General features: G+C 71.0%; 21 protein-coding genes and 2 tRNA genes. 19 read left to right on the top strand and 4 right to left on the bottom strand.

Going from position 1 to position 24,920, the window contains the following annotated elements; genetic code table 11:
- Nucleotides 1-33: 33 nt before the first annotated feature.
- From nadD to CRP56_RS14435, 5 genes are all read left to right on the top strand, one after another.
- Nucleotides 34-672 (top strand): nicotinate-nucleotide adenylyltransferase, encoded by a 639-nt coding sequence (nadD, locus tag CRP56_RS14455; RefSeq protein ID WP_059191742.1) that lies wholly within the window; start codon nt 34-36, stop codon nt 670-672.
- A gap of 16 nt (nt 673-688) precedes the next feature.
- Entirely contained in the window at nt 689-2,407 is a 1,719-nt protein-coding gene (locus tag CRP56_RS14450) for an LCP family protein (protein ID WP_097263997.1), read from the top strand.
- A gap of 129 nt (nt 2,408-2,536) precedes the next feature.
- The gene (gene rsfS, locus CRP56_RS14445; RefSeq protein WP_097263994.1) at nt 2,537-2,980 is read left to right on the top strand and encodes a ribosome silencing factor; all 444 of its coding nucleotides are present in this window, start codon (nt 2,537-2,539) and stop codon (nt 2,978-2,980) included.
- Complete coding sequence (locus tag CRP56_RS14440) at nt 2,980-3,654, top strand: histidine phosphatase family protein (protein WP_097263992.1); 675 nt, start codon at nt 2,980-2,982, stop codon at nt 3,652-3,654. Before rsfS ends, CRP56_RS14440 begins: the two co-directional genes overlap by 1 nt.
- A gap of 75 nt (nt 3,655-3,729) precedes the next feature.
- Nucleotides 3,730-3,802 (top strand) — tRNA-Ala (locus tag CRP56_RS14435).
- A 50-nt stretch (nt 3,803-3,852) separates the two neighbouring features.
- Here the strand turns inward: CRP56_RS14435 and CRP56_RS14430 are convergent.
- Entirely contained in the window at nt 3,853-4,701 is an 849-nt protein-coding gene (locus tag CRP56_RS14430; RefSeq protein WP_097274048.1) for a helix-turn-helix transcriptional regulator, read from the bottom strand.
- Between the two features lie 109 nt (nt 4,702-4,810).
- On the opposite strand from CRP56_RS14430, the gene CRP56_RS14425 reads away from it, so the two are divergent.
- The 4 genes from CRP56_RS14425 to CRP56_RS14415 all read left to right on the top strand — a co-directional run bounded on the left by CRP56_RS14425 (nt 4,811) and on the right by CRP56_RS14415 (nt 6,935).
- Nucleotides 4,811-6,280: an MFS transporter gene (locus CRP56_RS14425; protein WP_179851019.1), complete on the top strand. Its 1,470-nt coding sequence runs from the start codon at nt 4,811-4,813 to the stop codon at nt 6,278-6,280.
- A 69-nt stretch (nt 6,281-6,349) separates the two neighbouring features.
- A complete protein-coding gene (locus tag CRP56_RS46685; RefSeq protein ID WP_101924580.1) occupies nt 6,350-6,523 on the top strand; it encodes a hypothetical protein in 174 nt (57 codons plus the stop codon).
- Nucleotides 6,524-6,526: 3 nt separating this feature from the next.
- Complete coding sequence (locus CRP56_RS14420) at nt 6,527-6,760, top strand: hypothetical protein (RefSeq protein ID WP_019523121.1); 234 nt, start codon at nt 6,527-6,529, stop codon at nt 6,758-6,760.
- Nucleotides 6,761-6,862: 102 nt separating this feature from the next.
- Nucleotides 6,863-6,935 (top strand) — tRNA-Ala (locus CRP56_RS14415).
- Between the two features lie 125 nt (nt 6,936-7,060).
- Here the strand turns inward: CRP56_RS14415 and CRP56_RS14410 are convergent.
- Together CRP56_RS14410 and CRP56_RS14405 are read right to left on the bottom strand one after the other, a co-directional pair.
- Complete coding sequence (locus tag CRP56_RS14410) at nt 7,061-8,674, bottom strand: NADH-quinone oxidoreductase subunit NuoF family protein (protein WP_097263990.1); 1,614 nt, start codon at nt 8,672-8,674, stop codon at nt 7,061-7,063.
- On the bottom strand, nt 8,671-9,957 hold the full coding sequence (locus tag CRP56_RS14405; RefSeq protein WP_257040784.1) for a cytochrome b/b6 domain-containing protein: 1,287 nt from the start codon (nt 9,955-9,957) through the stop codon (nt 8,671-8,673). Before CRP56_RS14405 ends, CRP56_RS14410 begins: the two co-directional genes overlap by 4 nt.
- A 413-nt stretch (nt 9,958-10,370) precedes the next feature.
- Between CRP56_RS14405 and leuS the strand changes: the two genes are divergently transcribed.
- The 9 genes from leuS (at nt 10,371) to CRP56_RS14360 (ending at nt 22,245) form a co-directional block, all read left to right on the top strand.
- Entirely contained in the window at nt 10,371-13,250 is a 2,880-nt protein-coding gene (leuS, locus tag CRP56_RS14400) for a leucine--tRNA ligase (protein WP_097263985.1), read from the top strand.
- Between the two features lie 119 nt (nt 13,251-13,369).
- Nucleotides 13,370-14,125, top strand: coding sequence for a hypothetical protein (locus tag CRP56_RS14395; RefSeq protein WP_097263983.1), 756 nt, complete (start codon nt 13,370-13,372; stop codon nt 14,123-14,125).
- Nucleotides 14,126-14,197: 72 nt separating this feature from the next.
- Nucleotides 14,198-15,043, top strand: coding sequence for a DegV family protein (locus tag CRP56_RS14390; RefSeq protein WP_097263980.1), 846 nt, complete (start codon nt 14,198-14,200; stop codon nt 15,041-15,043).
- A 180-nt stretch (nt 15,044-15,223) separates the two neighbouring features.
- A complete protein-coding gene (locus tag CRP56_RS14385; protein WP_097263978.1) occupies nt 15,224-16,279 on the top strand; it encodes a ComEA family DNA-binding protein in 1,056 nt (351 codons plus the stop codon).
- Nucleotides 16,276-19,011, top strand: coding sequence for a ComEC/Rec2 family competence protein (locus tag CRP56_RS14380; protein WP_097263976.1), 2,736 nt, complete (start codon nt 16,276-16,278; stop codon nt 19,009-19,011). Before CRP56_RS14385 ends, CRP56_RS14380 begins: the two co-directional genes overlap by 4 nt.
- A 91-nt stretch (nt 19,012-19,102) precedes the next feature.
- Nucleotides 19,103-19,948, top strand: coding sequence for an arylamine N-acetyltransferase family protein (locus CRP56_RS14375; protein ID WP_097263974.1), 846 nt, complete (start codon nt 19,103-19,105; stop codon nt 19,946-19,948).
- Nucleotides 19,949-20,129: 181 nt separating this feature from the next.
- Nucleotides 20,130-20,375: a hypothetical protein gene (locus tag CRP56_RS14370; protein WP_097263972.1), complete on the top strand. Its 246-nt coding sequence runs from the start codon at nt 20,130-20,132 to the stop codon at nt 20,373-20,375.
- A 102-nt stretch (nt 20,376-20,477) separates the two neighbouring features.
- Entirely contained in the window at nt 20,478-21,467 is a 990-nt protein-coding gene (gene holA, locus CRP56_RS14365; protein ID WP_179851018.1) for a DNA polymerase III subunit delta, read from the top strand.
- Nucleotides 21,468-21,846: 379 nt separating this feature from the next.
- Nucleotides 21,847-22,245: a nuclear transport factor 2 family protein gene (locus tag CRP56_RS14360; RefSeq protein ID WP_097263970.1), complete on the top strand. Its 399-nt coding sequence runs from the start codon at nt 21,847-21,849 to the stop codon at nt 22,243-22,245.
- A gap of 196 nt (nt 22,246-22,441) precedes the next feature.
- On the opposite strand, the gene rpsT is transcribed toward CRP56_RS14360, so the two are convergent.
- Nucleotides 22,442-22,708 carry a 30S ribosomal protein S20 gene (rpsT, locus tag CRP56_RS14355; protein WP_059191727.1) on the bottom strand — a complete coding sequence of 89 codons (267 nt, stop codon included), beginning with the start codon at nt 22,706-22,708 and terminating at the stop codon, nt 22,442-22,444.
- 222 nt (nt 22,709-22,930) lie between these two features.
- On the opposite strand from rpsT, the gene lepA reads away from it, so the two are divergent.
- Nucleotides 22,931-24,799, top strand: a complete 1,869-nt coding sequence (gene lepA / locus CRP56_RS14350; RefSeq protein WP_097263969.1) for a translation elongation factor 4 — start codon at nt 22,931-22,933, stop codon at nt 24,797-24,799.
- The last annotated feature ends 121 nt before the right edge of the window (nt 24,800-24,920 follow it).

Here is a 24,920-nt window from a genome sequence, read left to right as displayed (position 1 = left end):
ACCCCGCAGGACGGGCCGGTAGGGTCTGCATGCATGGGAGAGCAGGACATGCCTACCGGCCCGGTCAACGGACCGTCGAACCCCGGCAAGCGCCGCCTCGGCGTCATGGGCGGAACGTTCGACCCGATCCACCACGGACACCTCGTGGCGGCCAGTGAGGTCGCCGCGCAGTTCCACCTGGACGAGGTGGTGTTCGTACCGACCGGGCAGCCGTGGCAGAAGAGCCACCGCAGTGTCTCGCCGGCCGAGGACCGCTATCTGATGACGGTCATCGCCACCGCCGAGAACCCGCAGTTCTCGGTGAGCCGCATCGACATCGACCGCGGCGGACCCACGTACACCGTGGACACCCTGCGCGACCTGCGGGTGCTCAACCCCGACACGGACCTCTTCTTCATCACCGGAGCCGACGCCCTCGCCCAGCTCCTCACCTGGCGGGACACGGAGGAACTGTTCTCCCTCGCGCACTTCATCGGCGTGACCCGGCCGGGCCACCACCTGACCGACGCCGGGCTCCCGGAGGGCGGTGTCTCTCTGGTGGAGGTTCCCGCGCTCGCCATCTCCTCCACAGACTGCCGTGCGAGAGTCGCCAAGGGCGACCCGATCTGGTACATGGTGCCGGACGGAGTCGTGCGCTACATCGACAAGCGCGAGCTGTACCGCGGCGAGTGAGCCGAGAGGGGCACCGGTGAACGACCGATACGACGCGGGCCACGGCGGCGACGCCGACGACCAGTACCAGCTCGTCGGCTACGACGAGTACGGCCGGCCCGTCTACCAGCAGGTGCCCCAGCAGCAACCGCACCAGCAGCCGTACGACCCGTACGCGCAGCAGTCGCAACAGGGTTACGGCTACGACCCGTACGCCGCCGGAGCACAGCAGCAGACGGGGCAGTACCCGGCGCAGGCCTACGACCCGTACGACACCGGTCAGCAGAACCCCGTGCCGTCCTACGACCCCTACGGGGGCGCGCAGGGCGGGGCGCCGGCAGCCCCGTACGACCCCTACGGGCAGGCCGCGACCAGCGGGCAGCAGCCCCGGGTCGCCGAACAGACCGCCTACATCCCGCAGCAGGCGGGACCGGTCGAGGAACCGGCCGGCCGGGCCCGGCCCGAGAGCCCCGAACGCGACTACCGCACCGAGCAGTTCGCCTTCGTCGAGGAACCCGACGGTGACTCCGAGGACGTCATCGACTGGCTGAACTTCACCGAGAACCGCACCGAGCGCCGCGAGGAGGCCAAGCGCCGCGCCCGCAGCCGGCTCGTCGCCCTGGTCGTCGTCCTGGCCCTCGTCGCGGTCGGCGGCGTCGGCTACCTCTGGTACGCCGGGAAGCTGCCCGGGCTGTCGTCCTCGTCCGACTCCGGGACCGGCACCGGCACGTCCGTCGCCGCCCAGAACCGTGACGTGATCGTCGTCCATCTGCACAACACCAAGGGCGGCGGCACCTCCACGGCGCTGCTCGTCGACAACACCACCACCAAGCAGGGCACCACCGTCCTGCTGCCCAACTCCCTCGCCCTGACCGACGACGACGGCACCACGACCACCCTCGCCAAGTCCGTCGAGGACGACGGCTCCTCCGGCACCCGCGACGCGATCGACACCGTCCTCGGCACCCAGATCCAGGGCACCTGGCGCCTGGACACCCCCTACCTGCAGAACCTCGTCGACCTCGTCGGCAACATCGACGTCGACACCAACACCGACGTGCCCGACCCGGCCGCCAAGAAGAAGGGCACCGCGCCCTTGGTGAACAAGGGCAAGGACCAGACCCTCAGCGGCAAGACGGCCGTCGCCTACGCCACCTACCGCGCCCCCGGCGAGGCCCAGAACGCCCAGCTGGAGCGGTTCGGGCAGGTCATGCAGGGCGTGCTGCGCAAGCTGTCCTCCGACGCGGGCGCCGCCACGACCACCGTGCAGACGCTGGCGCAGATCCTCGACCCGTCGCTCACCGACAAGGACCTCGGCACCTTCCTCGCCAAGCTCGCCGACCTCGCCAAGGGCGGCGACTACAAGACCGCGCTGCTGCCCGTCCAGAGCGACGGCACCCTGAGCGCCCAGGCCAGCGACAGCGTGGTCAAGGACGTCCTCGGCGGCACCGCCAAGAGCCCCGACCAGGACGCCGCCGTCCGCGTCTCCGTCCAGAACGCCAGCGGTGTGAAGGACAACACGGAGAAGGCCCGCGTGGTCCTCCTCAACGGCGGCTTCACCTTCCTGGAGGGCGGCACCGCCTCCGGCACCCAGGCCGCCTCCAAGGTCGTCTACGCCGACGCCGCCGACAAGGACAACGCCACCGAGGTCGCCAAGACCCTGGGCCTGCCCACCAGCGCCGTCAGCAAGGGCAAGACCACCTCGAACGCGAACGTCTCCGTGGTCCTCGGCCAGAACTACAAGCCGTCCTCGTAGCGGCCCCGGAAGGTCGGGTCGCGGACGTCCGTGACCCGGCCCCACCTGGTGGTCCCTTAATCACATGGGGTGCGCTCGGCGGTCCGTGAGACCCTTGAGGTCAAGTGACCGCCGACCGAAAGCCGTGTAGTGACCGCCACTGACCGCTCCATCGAGCTCATCCACACCGCCGCTCAGGCGGCCGCCGACAAGCTCGCGCACGACATCATCGCCTACGACGTCAGCGACGTGCTGTCGATCACGGACGCCTTCCTGCTGGCCTCCGCGCCCAACGACCGCCAGGTCAAGTCGATCGTCGACGAGATCGAGGAGCGCCTGCAGAAGGAGCTCGGCGCCAAGCCGGTACGCCGCGAGGGCGACCGGGACGCCCGCTGGATCCTGCTCGACTACGTCGACATCGTCGTCCACGTCCAGCACAGCGAGGAGCGCGTCTTCTACGCCCTGGAGCGGCTGTGGAAGGACTGCCCCGAGCTGGACCTGCCCGAGGACGCCAAGGCCACCCGCGGCAAGGCCGAGGAGCACGCCAAGCTGCAGGCCGCAGAGGAGTCCGCCGACCTCGGTGGTGACTGGTGATGAGTGCCACCGGTGAGGTGACGGACGCGAAGCGGGGCGGCCGCGGTCGCCGCGTCATCCTGTGGCGGCACGGCCAGACCTCCTGGAACGTGGAACGCCGCTTCCAGGGCACCACCGACGTCGCCCTGACCGAGACCGGCGTCGCCCAGGCCCGCCGCGCCGCCCGGCTGCTCGCCTCGCTGAAGCCCGACGCCATCATCGCCTCGGACCTCCAGCGGGCCGCGAACACGGCCGCCGAGCTCGCCGTGCTCACCGGCCTCGACGTCAGCCACGACGAGGGCCTGCGCGAGACGTACGCGGGCGCCTGGCAGGGGCTGACGCACGAGGAGATCATCGCCTCCTACGGCGCGGAGTACGCCGCGTGGAAGCGCGGTGAGCCGGTCCGCCGCGGCGGCGGCGAGCTGGAGACCGAGGTGGCCGACCGCGCCGCCCCCGTGGTGCTCCGGCACGCCGACAAGCTGCCCGACGGGGGCACCCTCGTCGTCGTCAGCCACGGCGGCACCATCCGCACCACCATCGGCCGCCTCCTGGGCCTGGAGGCCCAGAGCTGGGAGAGTCTCGGCGGCCTCTCCAACTGCTGCTGGTCCGTCCTCGGCGAGGGCGCCCGCGGCTGGCGGCTGCTCGAGCACAACGCCGGCACCCTGCCGGAACCGGTGCTCGGGGACGACGACTGAGCGGATTTCACTTTCCGGCAGGTCGCAGGCTAAAGTTCTTCTTGTTCGCCCCGCCGAGCGGGAAGAACAAAGCTTGGGGCTATAGCTCAGTTGGTAGAGCGCCTGCATGGCATGCAGGAGGTCAGGAGTTCAATTCTCCTTAGCTCCACAGATCGACACTCTTGAGTTGTCAAAGATCAGTTGATGAAGATCCCGTCCCTAGAGGGCGGGATTTTTCATTTCCATCAGGCGGGCCGTCCGCCGCGTCGTCTCCTCGTCGTCCGGCGTGTAGACGACGATCCGGCACTCCGGCATCCCGTGGATCGACAACGACACCGACGTCATCCGCAGCTCGCCCACCGCCGCATGCCGGAAACCCTTCACATGCCGTCCGGGCTCCGCCACGTCGCCGCTCTCCCACAGCCGGGCGAACAGCGGGCTCGCCGCGGACAGCTTGCGTATGAAGTCCTCCCAGGAGGGCTCGCCGGCATGCAGGCCGTAGGCCGCGCGCAGGGTCGCGACCATCGACGGCAGTTCCCTTTCCCGGAACATCAGCGGGCAGTCGTCCTCCGCCGCGGTGAACAGCCCCCACAGGGCGTTGGGAAGGCGACCGGAGCGCTGCACCGGCGGCGCGCCGAACAGGGTGCGGTAGACGTCGTTGGCGGCCAGGATGTCGTACCGCGCGTTGTAGACCACCGCCGGGCGCGGTTCGAGGGCGTCGATGATGCCCTGGATCTCCGGACCCGCGGTCTGCGCGGTGGCCTCGGGGACGACGGAGTACGGCACGTCCGCCAGGTGGTACAGATGCTCGCGCTCCGGCGGGTCGAGCCGCAGGGTGCGGGCCACGGCGTCCAGGACCTGCGGGGAGGCGTTGATCGGGCGGCCCTGCTCCAGCCACGTGTACCAGGTCACGCCGACCCCTGAGAGCTGGGCGACCTCCTCACGCCGCAACCCCGGGGTGCGGCGCCGTAAGCCCGGTGGCATCCCCACGTCCTCCGGCGTCACCCGGGCCCGCCTGCTGCGCAGGAAGGCGGCCAGCTCAGGTCGGCGGCGTTGTGTCGTCCCCATCGTCACATCCCCCATCGTCGACGCCCGGACCGTGCGCTGCCAGGTGCTGTCAGTACCAGCATCAATGGGCTCTCGGCACCCGTACCGGAGCGGCGGCACGCTCGATGGCATGACGACAACACCCCGTTCCGGACCGGGTACAGCACCCGTTCCCAGCACTGCGATCAGTGAAGCACCCGGCACTGACAAAGGCCCCGGGCCGCTGCTCGCCGTCGTGCTCGCCGCCCTGTTCATGGCGCTGCTCGACGTCTTCATCGTCAACGTCGCGGCCCCCACCATCGGCACCGAACTCCATGCCTCCGGCGCGGAGTTGCAGCTGGTGGTCGCCGGCTACACCATCACGTACTCCGTGCTGCTGATCACCGGGGCCCGGCTCGGCGACCGGTTCGGGCACGGCCGGGTCCACCTCGCCGGGATGGCGCTGTTCACAGCCGCCTCGCTGGCCTGCGGTCTCGCGCAGGGCGCCACGGAACTCATCGTCTTCCGGCTGATCCAGGGCGCCGGCTCGGCGGTGATGATCCCGCAGGTGCTCAGCCTCATCCAGCGGAACTTCGTCGGCGAGGCGCGGGTGAAGGCGCTCGGCGCGTACTCGGCGGTCCTCGCCGTCGGCGCGGCCGCCGGGCAGATCCTCGGCGGAGTCCTTGTCAGCGCCGATCTGCTGGGCACCGGCTGGCGGCCGGTGTTCCTGGTGAACGTACCCGTCGGCGCCGTCCTCCTGATCGTCGGCCGGCGCGTCCTGCCGTGGGAGAGCGGCGGCGAGCGGGAGCGCGGACGCGCCATGGACCTGCCGGGACTGGTGCTGCTCGGCGCGGGCGTATCGCTGTTCACGGTGCCGCTGGTGCTCGGGCAGGAGGAGGACTGGCCGCTGTGGTCGTGGCTGTCGCTGGGCGCGGCCGCCGTCCTGTTCGCGGTGTTCTGGCGGTACGAGTCCGGGCTCGCCCGGCGCGGCGGCGACCCGCTGATCGCGCCCCGGGTGCTGCGCCACCCCGGCATGGGCCTCGCCGTGCTGCGGATCCTGGCCGCCATGGCGGTCAACGGGGGCTTCCTGTTCGTGCTCACGCTGCACGTCCAGGGCGGCCTCGGCTACAGCGCCCTGCGCGCCGGGCTCACCTTCGCGCCGACCGCGGCCGTCTTCGGCGTGGTCGGACTGACCTGGCGGCGCTGGCCCGCCGCCTGGCAGCGCTTGCTGGCACCGACCGGGTTCCTGCTCACCGCGGTGGCCGTGGCCGGGGTCGGCCTGGCGCTCCACGGCGGCGGCGACGGCGGGGTGTGGGTGTACGTGTCGTACGCCGGGGTCGGCGTCGGGCTCGCGCTCGCCTTCAGTCCCACCCTGACCCGGGCGCTGGCCACGGTGCGGCCCGAGGACGCGGCCGACGCCAGCGGGCTGCTCGCCACGGTCACCCAGCTCGGCCAGCTGACCGGTGTCGCCGCGTTCGGCACACTGTTCTTGAACCGGCTTGAGTCACTCGGGGCCTTGGAGGCGTATACCTCTGCGGAGGCGCTGTCGGTGTGCATGTTCGCGCTGGCCGGGACGGCCGCTCTGGGGGCCGTGTCCGGACTGGTACTGAGGCGTCGCTGACCGTATTGGTCCGGCCGTGGCAGAATCAAACGGCCGGAAGGGGGCGCGGCCCGACGGGAGGGAGCAGTGATGCCTGCGAGCATCCTCAAGGAGGTCGGCCACCTCCTTGAAGCAGCGTCGACACGGGACACGGTCACCCGGCTCATCTGCCCTTCCTGCGGTTCCCTCCATGTCGCCCAAGTCCTCGGTGACAACGGCGGAATCTCCTACGTGTGCACGGCCTGCGGCCACAGCTGGAGCTGATCGATGGGTGCACACAGGCGAAAGTGCGATTGGTGCGGCAGCGGGACGCCGATCGTCCGTGACATGGAGCCGCTCAATCCCGACTACCAGTACTGGTGCGAGGAATGCGCGCGGGCGCTGATCATAAAAGGCGACCCGATCGAGACGTACCGCGAACTCGAGGGTGAGCCGATCTACGGTCGACTCCTCGAGGAGCACTGCACACTCAAGCGTTTCTACTCGTTCGTTACGGCTTGACCGGTTCGTCCGGTGGGGGCCGGAAACGATTTGGTGTTCCGCCCCGGCGCCGGTTAATGTTGGCGTCGTCGCCGGGGGAAACCCCGGGGAGACACCAAGCAAGGGGCTATAGCTCAGTTGGTAGAGCGCCTGCATGGCATGCAGGAGGTCAGGAGTTCAATTCTCCTTAGCTCCACAGAAAAGATCCCGCCGGGTCATCTCGACCCGGCGGGATTCTTGCGTTTCCAGGGGCAGTTGTCCTCGCGCTCCGCGAACGCCGAAGGGGCCGCGCGGATCGGGCGGCCCCTTCGTGCGGTCGGCTCAGCGGCCCAGTGCCCGCCGGCCGCGGCCCTGGGAGAGGACCGGGAGGTTGCGGGACTGGCCGTTGTCGCGGGGGGCCGACTCCTCCAGGCGCAGGGCGAGGGCGGGGCAGCGGCGCACCGCGCGCAGGGCCTTCGCCTCGGCGTAGCGGGGGACCTGGGCCTGGGCGACGGTGGGGAAGCCGTCGGCGCCGAGTTCGAAGACCTCCGGGAGGATGTCGGCGCACAGGCCGTGGCCGCGGCACAGCGTCCAGTCGACGTAGATCTTCTGACGGCTGGGGCCGTTCTCCTCGGCCTCGCCGCCGCCGGGGATGCCCACCGGGGCCTTGCCGCCCTCGAAGAGCGGCAGAACGCCCGCCACGGGCCGTCCGCAGCCGTTTCCGAGGACATGGGCGGCGAGGTCGTCGGTGAACGCCTTGATGGTCGACTCCAGGAACATCGCCGAGCCGTCCGGGTGCGAGCACGCGCCGCGCCGCTTCACGTTCTTGGCGACCTGCTTGAGTGCCTCCAGGGCGGCCGGACCGCCGCCGTTGAGGATGTCCTCCATGCCGCGCGCGGCGGCCGGCAGTCCGAGGTAGCAGGGGCCGCACTGGCCCGCGCTCTCCTCGGCCAGCCACTTGGCCACCATCAGGGACTCGCCCAGCGGGCAGGTGTCCTGGCTGATCGGCAGGATCGCGCCCGCGCCGAGCGAACCGCCCACCGCGTCCAGGGAGTTGCGGGAGACGATCGCCTCGTTGACCGTCGCCGCGTCGATCCACTTGCCGTGGTAGCCGCCGGTCAGCACACCCTGCGGGACCGGCGGGGCGCCGGCGAGCTGGAGGACGTAGCGCAGCGGCACGCCCGTGGGGACCTCGATGACCATGGGGCGGGCGACCGCGCCGGAGACCGTGAGCATGACGGTGCCCGGCTCGTCGTACAGGCCGGTGTTGCCGTAGCGCTCGGGGCCGATGCGGGCGGCGATCGCCAGCTGCGCGAAGGTCTCGGCGTTCGACAGGAGGGTCGGGGCGCCGCCGACGCCGTTCTGCGAGGCGCTGACCTTGCGGCCGGGCGGGATCGCCGGGCCGCCGTCGATGGAGCGGATCAGCGAGGCCGCGGCTCCGGTGACCATACGGACGGGGTTGCGCTGCACGCGCGCGCGGAGCGCCGATCTACGGCCGTTGCTCAGACCGCGTTCGGCGAGCGCGGCCTCCATGGAGCGCTGCGTGGACTCCCGGGTGACCCCCACCACGAGCGTGCGGGCACCGAGGGCCTCCGCGGCCAGCAGGGCGCCGTCCAGGATGAGGTGCGGGGCACGGTTGATGAGCACCGTGTCCTTGCGGCACGCCGGTTCGTCCTCGCTGCCGTTGACGACGACGACCGGCCGTACCCCGCGCTTGATGGCCGCCTCGGCGACCGAGCGCAGCTTCTTGTGGAAGGGGAAGCCCGCGCCGCCGCGGCCCTTCAGGTTGATGTTCTCGGCGAGCTTCGCGAGTTGCTCGCCGCCCAGGGGTTCGAGCGGCCCGTGCACCTTCAGGTGCATGGGCAGATCGAGTCTTTCGACAAGGTCGAAGCCCGACGTGAGCTGGGGAAGACCGACCACGCGGACTTCTGGGACGTCGGGCAGGGCCTCGTTCACCTATAGCCTCCGGAAGGCATGTTCCAAGGTTCGCCCGAGCCCGGTGCACCGAAGTCGTAGGACTCACCGGGCGTTGGATCAGTGGCGGGACCGCTGTTGTACGTGTCGTTCGAGTAGTACGCGCCGGAAACGGTGTTCGACTCACCGGTGTCGTACACGTCACTCGTGCCGTATCCGGACGTGTCCGTATTGCGGTAGGTCGGGATGTTGTATCCGGTGTCCTGGAGCGGGTCGTAGGCGGACGGGGGTGCCTCGCCGACCGGGGGCGGCGAGGGGATCGGCCAGCTGCCCGAGGTGCTGCCGCCGCTGTCGTAGCGGGGCATGGCCTCCGTGGCCTGCATGTCCATCGGCAGGTCCATGCGGGCGGTCTGGTCGGCGGCGCCGTACGACGGCTGCTGCGGGATGCCCGGCGTCGGGGTGACGGCCCGGTAGGCGGCCGCGAAGCCGTTCGCGGGTTCCGGGGCGGGGGCGGGGGTGTCGTAGGAGGGTGTCGCGCGCGGTGCGGTGCGGGCGTTCTCGTAGCCGGGCAGCGCCGAGGAGGAGGCCTCGGCGACCCTGGCCCGGCTCGCGTCCAGCTCCTCGCGGCCCGGCCGCTCCTCGGTGCCCAGGATCGCCTGGATGCGGTCGGCGACCTTGCGCTTGACCGGGCGGGGCGCCGCGCGCAGGGCGAGCGCGGCCATGACGCCGGCCAGGGAGAGGCTGTAGAGGATCACGAAGATCGGCTTCGCCTGGCGACCCGCGTAGAGTCCGTGGATCAGGGCGAAACACCAGGCCGGGTAGGCCAGCATGTGCATGGCGCGCCAGCGGGCCGCGACCGGCGCCGGGGAGGCGAACTGGTTGCGCAGGGCGCCGGTGATGCCCACGAAGATCATCAGCAGTCCGGCCAGCGAACCGAGGCCGATCAGACCTCCGATGCCGGTGACGCCGAGCGAGAACGGGATGAACGCGGCGATCAGCTTGGTGTGGTCGAGGGCGACCTTCGTGGTGATGTGCAGCAGCAGGAACGCGATCGAGCCGACGGCGGTCGTGCGGTGCACGGCCTGGCCGATGATCCGCTGTTTGGGGTTGAGGAAGATCCGGTCCTGGGCGACCAGGCCCCAGATCACCGAGCAGCTGAGGGAGACGAGGCACAGCACGCCCGCGCCGAAGTTCAGGAAGTCACGGACCGTGTCACCTCCTACCAGCACGAACACGGGTATGAAGAGCAGAGCGACAGCCGTCGCCATGCCGTAGGCCGAGCGGCCGGGCCTGGGGAGCGAGCTGTTACTTCGACGAGGGTTCATGGGGGCAACTCCGAGCAGTTCGGGTAGGCGGTCCCGCTGCCGCACTCTAAGTGGAGCCATACCGATCGGTACGGGATTTGAGTTATTGCGCTGTTACCAAAAGGCCGTGAGGTCGTTGTGGTGTCCCTTAGGGGGCGTTACGCGAAGTAACTTTTGACGTTTGTTCAGTTCGGTACCCGATGTCCGGGGCCATAGGAGGCATACGTATGTGCGTCGCAGCTTGCTCAACGGCTGCGGTACCCTGACGCCATGCGTGCCGTACGCCTTCTGCTTAGCGGGCCGCGCTGATCAGTCCCGACCGCCGGACGAGCCGGCCGGTCGGAGTCAGCGCGGCGTCCCCTCCTGTGCGAGGGGATTTTTCGTTTCCGGACGAGACAGCCGCCGGCAGAGACGATCGATGGAGCTTGAGGATCATGAGCGAGACGAACCCCGCCGCTGCCGCCGAGGTGGCCGCGCCGCACCGCTACACGGCCGCCGTCGCGGCCGAGATCGAGGCACGCTGGCAGGACTTCTGGGACGCCGAGGGTACGTACGCCGCACCGAACCCCAAGGGTGACCTGGCGGGCGACCCGGAGCTGGCCGCCAAGCCCAAGAAGTTCATCATGGACATGTTCCCGTACCCCTCCGGTGCGGGCCTGCACGTCGGCCACCCGCTGGGTTACATCGCCACCGACGTCTTCGCCCGCTTCCAGCGGATGACCGGCCACAACGTCCTGCACACCCTGGGCTTCGACGCCTTCGGCCTGCCCGCCGAGCAGTACGCGGTGCAGACCGGCACGCACCCGCGGGTCTCCACCGAGGCCAACATCGAGAACATGAAGACCCAGCTGCGCCGGCTGGGCCTGGGCCACGACAAGCGCCGGTCGTTCGCCACGATCGACCCCGAGTACTACAAGTGGACCCAGTGGATCTTCCTGCAGATCTTCAACTCCTGGTACGACGACGAGGCCAAGAAGGCCCGCCCGATCGCCGAGCTGGTCGCCCAGTTCGAGTCCGGTGAGCGCGCCGTACCGGGCCACACGCGCGCGTGGAACGAGCTGAGCGCCGCCGAGCGTGCCGACGTCCTGGGCGAGTTCCGCCTGGCCTACGCCTCCGACGCGCCCGTCAACTGGTGTCCCGGCCTGGGCACCGTGCTGGCCAACGAGGAGGTCACCGCCGACGGCCGCTCCGAGCGCGGCAACTTCCCGGTCTTCAAGGCCAAGCTGCGCCAGTGGAACATGCGGATCACCGCCTACGCAGACCGGCTGCTGGACGACCTGGACGCCCTGGACTGGCCCGAGGCCATCAAGCTGCAGCAGCGCAACTGGATCGGCCGCTCCGAGGGCGCCCGCGTCGACTTCCCGATCGACGGCGAGAAGATCACCGTCTTCACCACCCGCCCCGACACCCTGTTCGGCGCGACCTACATGGTGCTGGCGCCCGAGCACCCGCTGGTCGAGAAGTTCACCCCGGCCGCCTGGCCCGAGGGCACCCGCGACGTGTGGACCGGCGGTCACGCCACCCCGGCCGAGGCCGTCGCCGCGTACCGCGCGCAGGCCGCCTCCAAGTCCGACGTGGAGCGGCAGGCCGAGGCCAAGGACAAGACCGGCGTCTTCATCGGCTCGTACGCCACCAACCCGGTCAACGGCGAGCAGATCCCCGTCTTCATCGCCGACTACGTGCTGATGGGCTACGGCACCGGCGCGATCATGGCCGTTCCGGCGGGCGACCAGCGCGACTTCGAGTTCGCGCGCGCCTTCGAGCTGCCGATCACCTGCATCGTCGAGCCGACCGACGGCCGCGGCACCGACACCTCCACCTGGGAGGACGCCTTCGCCTCGTACGACGCGAAGATCATCAACTCCTCCGGCGCGGGCGTCTCCCTGGACGGCCTGCCGGTCGCCGAGGCCAAGGCGCGCATCACCGAGTGGCTGGAGCGGTCCGGCATCGGCGAGGGCACCGTCAACTTCCGGCTGCGCGACTGGCTGTTCAGCCGGCAGCGCTACTGGGGCGAGCCCTTCCCGATCGTCTACGACGAGGACGGCATCGCGCACTCGCTGCCCGAGTCGATGCTGCCGCTGGAGCTGCCCGAGGTCGAGGACTACTCGCCCCGCACCTTCGACCCGGACGACGCGGACACCTCCCCGGAGACCCCGCTGTCCCGCAACGAGGACTGGGTCAACGTCACCCTGGACCTGGGCGACGGGCGCGGCCCGCGGAAGTACCGGCGCGAGACCAACACCATGCCCAACTGGGCCGGTTCCTGCTGGTACGAGCTGCGCTATCTGGACCCGCACAACGACCGGCAGCTGGTCGACCCCGAGATCGAGCGGTACTGGATGGGCCCGCGCGCGGGCCAGCCGCACGGCGGCGTCGACCTGTACGTCGGCGGCGCCGAGCACGCCGTGCTGCACCTGCTGTACGCGCGCTTCTGGTCCAAGGTGCTGTTCGACCTGGGCCACGTCTCCTCCGCGGAGCCGTTCCACAAGCTGTTCAACCAGGGCATGATCCAGGCCTTCGTCTACCGCGACAGCCGTGGCTTCCCGGTGCCCGCCGAGGAGGTGGAGGAGCGCGACGGCGCCTTCTACTACCAGGGCGAGAAGGTCACCAAGCTGCTGGGCAAGATGGGCAAGTCCCTGAAGAACGCGGTCACCCCCGAGTCCATCTGCGAGGAGTACGGCGCCGACACCCTGCGCCTGTACGAGATGGCCATGGGCCCGCTGGACGTCTCCCGGCCGTGGGACACGCGCGCGGTGGTCGGCCAGTTCCGGCTGCTGCAGCGGCTGTGGCGCAACGTCGTCGACGAGGCGACCGGTGAGGTGACCGTCGTCGACACCGAGGCCGACGAGGACACCCTGCGGGCGCTGCACAAGGCCATCGACGGCGTACGGCAGGACCTGGAGGGCATGCGGTTCAACACCGCCATCGCCAAGGTCACCGAGCTGAACAACCACCTGACCAAGGCGGGTGGCGCGGTGCCGCGTTCGGTCGCCGAGTCGCTGGTGCTGCTGGTCGCCCCGCTGGCCCCGCACATCGCCGAGGAGCTGTGGCGCAAGCTGGGGCACACCGACTCGGTGGTCCACCAGGACTTCCCGGTCGCCGACCCGGCGTACGTCGTGGACGAGACCGTGACCTGCGTCGTGCAGATCAAGGGCAAGGTCAAGGCCCGCCTGGAGGTCTCGCCGGCCATCTCCGACGAGGAGCTGGAGAAGGTGGCGCTGGCCGACGACAAGGTCGTGGCGGCGCTGGACGGGGCCGGTATTCGCAAGGTGATCGTGCGGGCGCCGAAGCTGGTGAACATCGTTCCGGCGTAAGACCCCTTAAGGGTTGGGTACGGGCAGGTTCGGGGTTCTTCTGGAACTTCGGGCCTGCCCGTGGCGTTTACCGTTGAAGAGAGGCGCGGAGCCTCGCGCCCGGTCGTAGGAGGAGCGCTGTGGAGGCACTGTTGACGGTCGTCGCTCTGCTTTTCGTATTCCTCCTGGTGCTGGGTGCTTACGCCACCGTGAAGGCCGTCGGCGCCGCCAAGCGGGGCGTGGACCGTACGATCACCCAGGCCCGGCGCACCGTCGAGGACCACACCCTGCGCGCCAAGTCCATCGTGCAGCCCGGCCCGGCGGGCGAGGTCGCCCAACTGCGGCTGAAACTGCGCACCTCCATGCGCGCCACCCAGGACGCGCTGCACGCGGGCGTGGCCGAGGACGAGTCCCTCAAGGAGTCCCTCGCCCTCTTCGAGCGACTCAGCGCGCACGGCCACGAACTGGACGCCGAACTGCGCCGACTGGAGTCCGAACCGGACCGCGCGACCCTCGCCGAGCGGCTGCCCGCCCTGCGCGAGCGCACCGAGACCATCACCCGGTCCGCGGACTCCCTGCGCTGGGCCGCGCGGGACCGGGCCCGCCGTTTCGCCGACGACGACCTCGACTCGCTCAGCACCCAGATCGACATGGAGGCCGGCGCGCTGCGGCACTGGACCACGACCGAGCCGTCGAACCCCGCCGCCGCCCAGTCCTCGCCACCGCCGTGGCCCGAGGCCCCCGCCGCCGACGGCTCCCGCTCCCAGCAGACCTGGCCGGAGACCCCCCGGTCCCGTACGGCCGAGGAACCCACACAGACCGCAGCCATCACTCCGCCGGCCACCCGTCCCACCTACCCCTGGCAGAAGAAGCCCCGCCCCGAGAGCACGACTTGATCCGGCCACGGCCCTCCCGGCCGGGAGGGGTCGGACTGCCGCCCGGGCGCTACGCCAGGTAACCTCCAGCTCATGTCCCGCCATGTCGCGATCGTCACCGATTCAACGGCCTACCTGCCGCCGCGGACGATGGAGCGTCACGGCATCACGGCAGTGCCGCTGACCGTGGTCCTCGGCGACCAGGCACTCGAAGAGGGCACCGAGATCTCGACCCGGTCCCTGGCCCAGGCGCTCCAGAAGCGACGCCCGGTCACCACCTCCCGCCCGAGCCCGCAGCTCTTCGCGGAGACCTATCGCAGGGTGGCCGAGACCGGTGCCACCGGAATCGTCTCCCTCCACCTCTCCGCCGAACTCTCCGGCACCTACGACGCGGCCGTCCTCGCGGCCCGTGAGGCACCGGTGCCGGTGCGGGTCGTGGACACCGGGATGATCGCCATGGCCCTCGGCTTCTGCGCGCTCGCGGCGGCCGAGGCCGCGGAGGCGGGGGGCACGATGGACGAGGCGGTCACCGCGGCGGAGAAGCGGGCCGCGGGTACCTCCGCCTACTTCTACGTCGACACCCTCGACTATCTGCGCCGCGGTGGCCGGATCGGGGCGGCGCAGGCCCTCTTCGGCTCCGCGCTCGCGGTCAAGCCGCTGCTTCAGCTGCAGGGCGGTCGCATCGAACCGCTGGAGAAAGTGCGTACGGCGTCGAAGGCGATCGCGCGCCTGGAGGAGATCGTGGCCGACCGGGCGGGGAGCGCCCAGGTCGACATCGCGGTGCACCATCTCGCCGCCCCCGACCGGGCGTCGGCCCTGGCGGACCGGCTGCGGGCGCGGGTGCCCGGGCTGGCGGACCTGCATGTGAGCGAGGTCGGGGCGGTGATCGGGGCGCATACGGGGCCTGGGTTGCTGGGGGCTGTGGTCTCGCCTCGGTGACGGTCGTTCTGCGGGGGTGCAGAGGGGTGGGTTGAGGTGGGCTGGGTTGAGGTGGGCTGGGCCGGGCTGGGCCGGGTGTACGTCACTCGAGTGGGTGGCCGAGTTATCCACAACTGGGTGGTTGTCCCCGGGAATTGAGCAAGATCATCGCGGCTGGGTGATGTGCCCGATCCTCGTCGCATGGCACTTCGATCACGTTCACGCACAGCGACTCCCACCAGTGGGCCGGGCCGTGGCCCCGCCTCGGATGTCCGCACACGCCATCGCCACACTCCTGCGACCAGGGGCCGGGCACGGCAGCGGTATGCGTCGGCCGAGGAGCTTCGGCGGCGCGCGGAGGTGATTTTCGCGGAACGGGCGGGGGTGGAGCGGGAGTCGGGGGTTGGTTTTGTAGAGGCGGGCGCGGGCGCGGGGGCGGCGCTGCCCGGGGCGGATCGTCCGTCGGACTCGCAGTCCTGGGTGGATCCTCCGTCGGCCTCGGGGTTGGCGTCGTCGGGTTCGGGTTCGGGGGATTGGCGGGGGCGGGTCGGGCTTGCCGTGCGGGAGCGGGTGCCGGTGTGGCTTCAGGCCAGGTGTGGTCTGGAGCGGCGGAGCGTCGTCGCGCTGACCGTGCTGCTCGTGGTCGCGGCCGGTTTCGCCGTGCAGCACTTCTGGAGCGGCCGTGCGCAGTCGGTGGCGGCGCCGGAGGTCGTGCGGGCCGCGGTGCCTTTCGAGGAGCGGCACGAGGAGGCGGGGCCCGGTGCCGCGAGCGGTGCGCCGAGTGCGGCCGGTACGGCGACGGCCGAGATCGTGGTGGACGTCAGCGGCAAGGTCCGCGAGCCCGGCATTCGCCGACTCCCGGCGGGGTCGCGGGTCGCCGACGCCCTCCGCGCGGCGGGAGGAGTGCGGCCGGGTACGGACACCACCGGCCTCAACCGGGCCCGGTTCCTGGTGGACGGTGAGCAGGTCGTCGTGGGCGCACCGGCGGGAGTAGCCGGAGGGTCGGCAGGGGTGGCCGGAGGGTCGGCCGGTTCGGTGGGTTCCGTGCCGGGGGCCGGGCCCGCCGCGCCCGTCTCCCTCAACACGGCGACCGTGGACCAGCTCGACACGCTTCCCGGCGTCGGCCCGGTGCTGGCCCAGCACATCGTCGACTACCGCACCCAGCACGGCGGTTTCCGCTCGGTGGACGAACTGCGCGAGGTCAACGGCATCGGGGAACGCCGCTTCGCCGACCTGCGAAATCTCGTACGGCCATGAGTCGCCTCCCAGGGCCTTCGACGCCCCCGCAGGCAACGGACGCCCCGCGCCCTCCTGCGCACGCCACGGCCCGCGCCCGGCGGGGCGCGGCCCACCCACGGCAGGAAGGGCCCACCGACCTACGACTCGTGCCGCCCGCGTTGGCCGCGTGGGTGACGGCGGCGTCGATGCTGGGCGCCGCGCCGGAGTGGGTCACCGGTGTCGCCGTCGGGTGTCTGGTCACGGGGGTCGTGCTCCTGCTGTGGCGCGGACGTGCGGGGCGACGCGTGGCGGTCGCCGGGGTGCTGCTGTGCGTCGCCGCGGCCGCCGCCTCCGCCGGGCTGCACGGCGCCGATCTGCGCCGGGGGCCGGTTCCCGGGCTGGTGCGGGAGTACGCCACCGTGACCGCCGAGATCGAGGTGACCTCCGATCCCCGGCTCACCCGACCGCGGGTCAAGGGGGATCACATGGCACCGGCCTCCGTGCTGATCGGCGCGGAGGTGCGGAGGGTCGAGGAGGCCGACGGGAGGACGGTGGCGACGCGGACGCCGGTGCTGGTGATCGTTGACGTGGGGTCGGGGAAGGGGAGTGGCCGAGACGGAAGGGGTGCGGACGGGGTTGGCGGTCGGGAGGAAGGGGCCGGCGGACGGCTTGGTGGTCGGCTGGATCGGCCACTCGGCCGGTCGGACGAGGCCGGTGGTCGGCTGGATGGGCCACTCGGTCGGTCGGACGAGGTCGGTGGTCGGGCGGGGCAGGGCGATCGGGGTGGTGGTGCGGAGGTCGGGTCGGGGGCGGCGGCGTGGCTTCGGTTGTTGCCTTCCACTCGGGTGCGGGTGAGTGCGCGGCTGGCGCCGACGATGGTGGAGGGGGACCGGGTCGCGGGGGTGGCGCGGGTCTCGGGTCGGGTGAGGCCGGAGGTCGTGGCGGAGCCGTCGGGGGTGCAGCGGTTCGCGGGGCGGCTGCGGGCGGGGCTGCGGGCGGCCACGGAGCCGTTGCCCGGTGACGCGCGGGCGCTGTTGCCGGGGCTGGTCGTCGGGGACACCTCGCGGATCACGCCGGAGCTGGACGAGGCGTTCAAGGCCACCGACCTCACCCACACGCTCGCCGTCTCCGGGAGCAACCTCACGATCATCCTCGCCCTGCTCATTGGACCGCCCGGGCTGGCCCAGCGCGTCGAGCGCAGAGGCCTCGCGCCCAGGCTCGGCCTCCCGCTGCGGACGACGGCTGTGCTGGGCGGAGTGCTCACGCTGGCCTTCGTGGTCGTGTGCCGGCCGGACCCGAGCGTGCTGCGGGCCGCGGCCTGCGGAGCGGTCGTCCTGCTCGCGCTGGCGACCGGCCGCCGCAGATCGCTGATCCCGGCGCTGGCGACGGCCGTACTGCTGCTGGTGCTGTACGACCCTTGGCTGTCCCGCAGTTACGGGTTCCTGCTGTCCGTGCTGGCCACCGGAGCCCTGCTGACGATCGGACCCCGCTGGAGCGCCGCCCTGCAACGGCGGCGGGTGCCACCGCGGCTGGCCGAGGCGCTGGCCGCCGCCGGTGCCGCGCAGGCCTTGTGCGCGCCGGTCGTGGCGGTGTTGTCGGCGCGGGTGAGTCTGGTGGCGGTGCCGTGCAATCTGCTCGCGGAGTTCGCCGTGGCGCCGGCCACGGTGCTGGGGTTCGCGGCGCTGGCCACGGCTCCCGTGGCGTTGCCGGTGGCCAAGGTGCTGGCGTGGTGCGCGAGTTGGCCCGCCGGATGGATCGCGGACGTCGCCCGCACCGGGGCCGCATTGCCCGGCTCCGGGGTGGACTGGCCGGGCAGTTGGGGTGGGGCGGCGCTGCTCGCCGTGGCCACGGGGGTGGTCGTCCTGGCCGGGCGGCGGTTGCTGCGGCACCCGTGGTGGTGCGGGGCGTGCGGGGTGCTGCTCGTGCTGGTGGTGGTGCAGCCGCCGCCGCTGACCCGGGTGGTCACGGGGTGGCCGCCGCCGGGCTGGCGGTTCGCGGTCTGTGACGTGGGGCAGGGTGACGCAACGGTGCTCGCGGCGGGTGACGGCACCGGCGTGGTCGTCGATGCCGGGCCCGACCCGGCGCTCGTCGACCGGTGCCTGCGCACACTCGGCATCACCAAGGTCCCGTTGGTCGTGCTGACCCACTTCCACGCCGACCATGTGGCGGGCCTGCCCGGTGTGTTGCGGGGACGGGCCGTGGGCGCGATCGAGACGACCGGGTTCGAAGAGCCCGTGGATCAGCTGGAGTTCGTCCGGAGGGAGGCGGCGCGGCGGCACATCCCGGTCACGCACGCGGCCGCGGGGGAGGAGCGGCGGACCGGGGAGCTTGCCTGGCAGGTCGTGTGGCCGCCCCCGAGTTCGCCGCCAGGGGTCGCGGGAGGGCCTGCGACGCCGGAACCGGAAGGGCCGAACGACGCCAGCGTCACGCTGCTCGTGCAGTCGGGCGGGTTGCGGTTCCTGTTGCTCGGCGATCTCGAACCCCCGGCTCAGCAGGCGCTGTTGAGGTCACCGGCGGGCGCGTCGCTGGGCGGCGTGGACGTGCTCAAGGTGGCGCACCACGGCTCGGCCTACCAGGATCCGGAACTCATACGGAGGGTGGCCCCCCGGCTGGCGCTGATCTCCTGCGGACGGGACAACCCGTACGGCCACCCGGCCCCCGGCACGGTCGCGGCCCTGCGGGCCCAGGGCGCGGTGGTGCTGCGCACGGACGAGGACGGGGCGCTGGCGGTTGTCGGCATGAAGGAGGAGCTGAGGGTGGTGGGCGGTTGAGGTCCGCGGGGAAGGGCGGACGGGGGCGGCGGGTGGCTGAGGTCGGTCGCGAGCGTGGGTGGACGAGGGAGGCGTGGCGGAGACTGAAGACATGGATTCTGTACAGGTCGACGCCTACCTCCGTCGTCTGGAAGCCGGCCGCCCCGCGCGGCCCACCACGGACGCCTTGCGCGAGCTTCAGCTGCGCCATTTGCGGGCCGTGCCCTTCGAGAACCTGTCGGTGCATCTCGGCGAGGAGATCGTGCTGGAGGAGAAGCGGCTGCTGGACAAGGTCGTGGGGGCGAACAGGGGCGGGTTCTGCTACGAACTCAACGGCGCCTTCGGGGCGTTGCTCGGCGCGCTGGGCTTCGACGTGACGTTGCTCGCGGCCCGGGTGTACGGGGAGGAGCAGCGGCTCGGCATCCCGTACGACCATCTCGCGCTGCGGGTGCGGACGGTGGACGGGGGCGACTGGCTGGTCGACGTCGGCTTCGGGGCGAACAGTCACCGGCCGCTGGCGATCGGGGTGCGCGAGGAGCAGACGGATCCCGCGGGTACGTTCCGGGTCGTCGAGGCGGCGCCGGACGGGGCGGGGGTACGGGGCGGTGGGGTCGCGGCGGCCGAGGCGGCGGACCTGGAGGTCGTCATGAACGGTGAACGCCAGTACCGCCTGGAGGTCCGGCCCCGGGTGCTGCGTGACTTCGTGGCGGGCGCGTGGTGGCACAGCACGTCGCCGGGGTCGCACTTCACGCGGTCGCTGGTGTGTTCGCGGGTCGCGGAGGACGGGGGCAGGATCACGCTCAGCGGGCGGGGCCTCACGGTGACGGCGGCGGACGGGACGCGCGAGGTGCGGGAGCTGGCGACGGACGAGGAGGTGCTGGCGGTGTATCGGGAGCGGTTCGGGATCGGGCTGGAGCGGGTGCCGGAGGTGCGGGACTTCGGCCGGGTGGGGCGGTGAGCGCGGCGGGGAGGGGGCGGTCGTCGGTGGTGGTGATGGTGGTGCGGGTGGGTGTCTGAGGGACGTGGCCGTCCGTAGGGGGTGTGGTGTCCGAGGGGGTGGCCGCCGACGGTGCGTGGTGCCGGACTGGACGGTCGTTCGAGGTGCGGGTGGTGTCGGGTGGGTGCCGGAGAATGGGCGGGTGAGTGATGTGAGACATGTGCTGGTGCTGCCCGACCGGGATGCCGCCGAGGAAGTGGCGGAGGCGCTCGGGGAGCGGTTCGGGGTGGCGGAGGAGCCGCAGTTGGTGCGGGACGCGTTGGCCGGGGAGGACGACGCGGAGGACGCGCAGTGGCTGGTCGTCCTGCGGGACGAAGAGGGACGGCTCGACCCCGGGGAGCTGGACGAGTTCGTGGGCGCGTGGGACGGGTGGCGGGAGGAGCCGTAGGGCCCGTGGGACGGGGCGCGGGAAGAGCCGTAGGGCCCGTGGGGACGGGGAGGGTGGGCTCGGGGGCGTTCGCTGTCAGTGGTGCGTGCCATGCTTGTCGCGATGGCCAGGAAGACTGCGAATGACGACCCTCTCGCCCCCGTGACGCTCGCCGTGGGCCAGGAGGACCTTCTGCTCGACCGTGCCGTGCAGGAGGTGGTGGCCGCCGCTCGGGCCGCCGACGCCGACACGGACGTACGGGATCTGTCCCCGGACCAGTTGCAGCCCGGCACGCTTGCCGAGCTGACCAGTCCCTCGCTCTTCGCGGAGCGCAAGGTCGTGGTGGTACGCAACGCGCAGGATCTGTCGGCCGACACCGTGAAGGACGTGAAGGCGTATCTCGGGTCGCCCGCCGAGGAGATCACGCTGGTGCTCCTGCACGCGGGCGGTGTGAAGGGCAAGGGGCTGCTCGACGCCGCGCGCAAGGCCGGGGCGCGGGAGGTGGCCTGCCCGAAGATGACCAAGCCGGCGGATCGGCTGGCGTTCGTGCGGGGTGAGTTCCGGGCGGCGGGGCGGTCGGCGACGCCAGAGGCGAGTCAGGCGTTGGTCGATGCGATCGGCAGCGATCTGCGGGAGCTGGCGTCGGCCGTGTCGCAGCTGGTGGCCGACGTCGAGGGGACGATCGACGAGGCGGTGGTCGGGCGGTACTACACCGGGCGGGCCGAGGCGTCGAGCTTCACCGTCGCCGACCGGGCGGTCGAGGGGCGGGCCGCGGAGGCGCTGGAGGCGCTGCGGTGGTCGCTTGCGACCGGGGTGGCGCCGGTGATGATCACCAGTGCGCTCGCGCAGGGTGTGCGGGCGATCGGGAAGCTGTCGTCGGCGCGGGGTGGGCGGCCTGCGGATCTCGCGCGGGAGTTGGGGATGCCGCCGTGGAAGATCGATCGGGTGCGGCAGCAGATGCGGGGGTGGACGCCGGACGGGGTTGCTGTGGCGCTGCGGGCGGTGGCCGAGGCGGATGCGGGAGTGAAGGGCGGGGGGGATGATCCCGAGTACGCCCTGGAGAAGGCGGTTGTCGCGATTGCTCGTGCGGCGCGGTCTCGGGGGCGGGGGTAGGCGGGCGGCGGTAGGTCGGTTGCGTTGGGGCTGGCCCCGGGGATTTTCTCGCCCCCGCCGCCCCTACCCGTCCCATCACCAGGGGCTGCCGCCCCTTCGACCCCGCCCAGGGGGCTCCGCCCCCTGGACCCCCGTCGGCCCCGAAAGGGCCTCGTCCTCAAACGCCGGACGGGCTGGATAAAGCGGGCCTGTGCTGGAGAGGTGGAGCCCGGTGGGGGTGGGGCTGGTGCGGGCCTCGTCCTCAAGCGCCGGACGGGCTGGGAGATGTGGGTCGGCGCTGGAGAGGTGGAACCCCGTCGCCATGACGACCGGCGGTGCGGAGAGGACAATCGGAGGCATCAGCCGCATATCGCCGAGACATGGAGAGGTGGCGGTTGCCATGGCTGAACACCCGCACGCAGCGCTCGTCCGCAAGGGCTACGAGGCTTTCCAGCGCGGAGACATGGACACCCTGCGCGGGCTGATGACCGGGGACTGCACCCACCACGTGCCCGGCTCGCACCCGCTCGCGGGGGACTACAAGGGCCTCGACAACATCATCGAGGGGTACTACGGCCGGCTCTACTCGGAGACGGGCGGGACCTTCCGCGTCGAGCTGCTGAATCTGTTCGTGGACGGCCGCGGGCACACCATCTCCGTGCACCGCTTCACCGCTGACCGGGGCGACAAGCACATAGAGGAGAACGGCGGGATCTTCTTCCGGATCGTCGGAGACAAGATCACCGATCTCGACGAGTGCGTCGAGGACATGGACAAGGTCAACGCGTTCTGGTCGTGAACAGGGCACAGGCCCGGGCCCGCATGCCGAAGGCCCCGGCGGGCCGCCCTGGAGCAGGGCGGGTGCCGGGGCCTTCGGTTCACGATGTCGAGCCCGTACCCGCGTGGCGAACGCAGGCCGCGTACAGGCTCTGAGGTGCCGGTCGGGAGCGGATGAGAGAGGGCCCGCTCGGGTCCTTCCGGCGTCAAATCAAGTGTCAGCCGTTGAGGCCGGCGACCTTGGAAGCAAGCGCCGACTTCTTGTTGGCGGCCTGGTTCTTGTGGATGACGCCCTTCGAGACGGCCTTGTCGAGCTGACGCGCGGCAGCGCGCTGGTACTCGGTGGCCTTCTCGACGTCACCCGCGGCAGCAGCCTCACGGGCCTTGCGGATCGCGGTCTTCAGGGAGGACTTGACGGCCTTGTTGCGCAGCCGGGCCTTCTCGTTGGTCTTGATCCGCTTGATCTGGGACTTGATGTTCGCCACTGATTGAGCCTTTTCAGGTTCAGGCACGGAACCGCGAAGGATCCGGGCCAGGTGATTTCTTGGGGTGTGCCTCGCGCTGAGAGGGCATGAGACACAGCCACCCAGGCTACCAGGGGGGCGGCCGGTGGCCCAAAACGGTCCCCGGTCGCCCGCCGTGGGACCATGGAGCCTACGTATCGATCCGACCCGAGGCATAAGGCGCCTCAAGAGACAGGACCCTGCGTGCCCGCGACCCCTAACAATGTGCCCGAGCCGAGCCGTACCGACCCGGCTCTGATCCGCAATTTCTGCATCATCGCGCACATCGACCACGGCAAGTCCACCCTCGCCGACCGGATGCTCCAGCTGACCGGTGTGGTCGAGCAGCGGCAGATGCGTGCTCAGTACCTCGACCGTATGGACATCGAGCGTGAGCGTGGCATCACGATCAAGTCCCAGGCGGTGCGTTTGCCGTGGGCTCCGACCCATGACAAGACCAACACGCACATCCTGAACATGATCGACACCCCCGGGCACGTCGACTTCACCTACGAGGTCTCGCGGTCGCTCGCCGCCTGCGAGGGGACCGTCCTCCTCGTCGACGCCGCCCAGGGCATCGAGGCCCAGACCCTCGCCAACCTGTACCTGGCGATGGAGAACGACCTCAAGATCATCCCCGTACTGAACAAGATCGACCTGCCGGCCGCCCAGCCGGAGAAGTTCTCCGAGGAGCTCGCCAACCTCATCGGCTGCGACCCCGAGGACGTCCTCAAGGTCTCCGCCAAGACGGGCGTGGGCGTCGACGCGCTGCTCGACAAGGTCGTACGCGAGGTCCCGGCCCCCGTCGGTGTCGCCGACGCGCCCGCCCGCGCGATGATCTTCGACTCGGTCTACGACTCCTACCGCGGTGTCGTGACGTATGTCCGTGTCATCGACGGCCAGCTCAACAAGCGCGAGCGCATCAAGATGATGTCGACCGGCGCCACCCACGAGCTGCTGGAGATCGGGACGAACTCGCCCGAGATGCTGGGTGCCGACGGCCTCGGCGTCGGTGAGGTGGGCTACCTCATCACCGGCGTGAAGGACGTCCGCCAGTCCAAGGTCGGTGACACCGTCACCAGCCAGCAGAAGGGGGCCACCGAGGCGCTCGGGGGGTACAAGGACCCCAAGCCCATGGTCTTCTCCGGGCTCTATCCGCTGGACGGCTCCGACTACCCCGAGCTGCGCGAGGCGCTGGACAAGCTCCAGCTCAACGATGCCGCGCTGGTCTACGAGCCGGAGACCTCGGCGGCGCTGGGCTTCGGTTTCCGCGTCGGCTTCCTGGGCCTGCTGCACCTGGACGTGATCCGGGAGCGGCTGGAGCGCGAGTTCGGCCTCGACCTGATCGCGACCGCGCCGAACGTGGTCTACCGCGTCCTCATGGAGGACGGCACCGAGCACACGGTCACCAACCCGAGCGAGTTCCCCGAAGGCAAGATCAACGAGGTGTACGAGCCCGTCGTACGGGCCACCATCCTCGCGCCCTCGGAGTTCATCGGGGCGATCATGGAGCTGTGCCAGACCCGGCGCGGCACCCTGCTCGGCATGGACTACCTCTCCGAGGACCGGGTCGAGATCCGCTACACCCTGCCGCTCGCAGAGATCGTCTTCGACTTCTTCGACCAGCTGAAGTCCAAGACCCGCGGCTACGCGTCCCTCGACTACGAGCCCACCGGCGAGCAGGCCTCCAGCCTCGTCAAGGTCGACATCCTGCTGCACGGCGACAAGGTCGACGCCTTCTCGGCGATCACGCACAAGGACGCGGCGTACGCGTACGGCGTGCGGCTCGTCGCCAAGCTGCGCGAGCTCATCCCGCGGCAGGCCTTCGAGGTGCCCATCCAGGCCGCCATCGGCTCCCGGGTCATCGCCCGCGAGACCATCCGCGCCATCCGCAAGGACGTCCTCGCCAAGTGCTACGGCGGTGACATCTCCCGTAAGCGGAAGCTGCTGGAGAAGCAGAAGGAGGGCAAGAAGCGGATGAAGATGGTGGGCTCTGTGGAGGTTCCGCAGGAGGCCTTCATCGCCGTACTGAGCAGCGACGACGCCGCGGGTTCCGGCAAGGGCAAGAAGTAACCCGGATTTCCCGTGAAAATAGGGGCCTGTCGCAGCTGAGCGCGACGGGCCCCTACGCGTGCGTAACGTCGCCCTCTGTAGGAAGTGACAGGCCGCCGCCTCTTACGCGGGCGGCGGTCGC

The organism is Streptomyces sp. TLI_55 (assembly GCF_900206255.1).
Lineage (GTDB): Bacteria > Actinomycetota > Actinomycetes > Streptomycetales > Streptomycetaceae > Streptomyces > Streptomyces aquilus.
The sequence above is the reverse complement of the archived record's forward strand: the minus strand, read 5'-3'. Positions and strand labels throughout refer to the sequence as shown.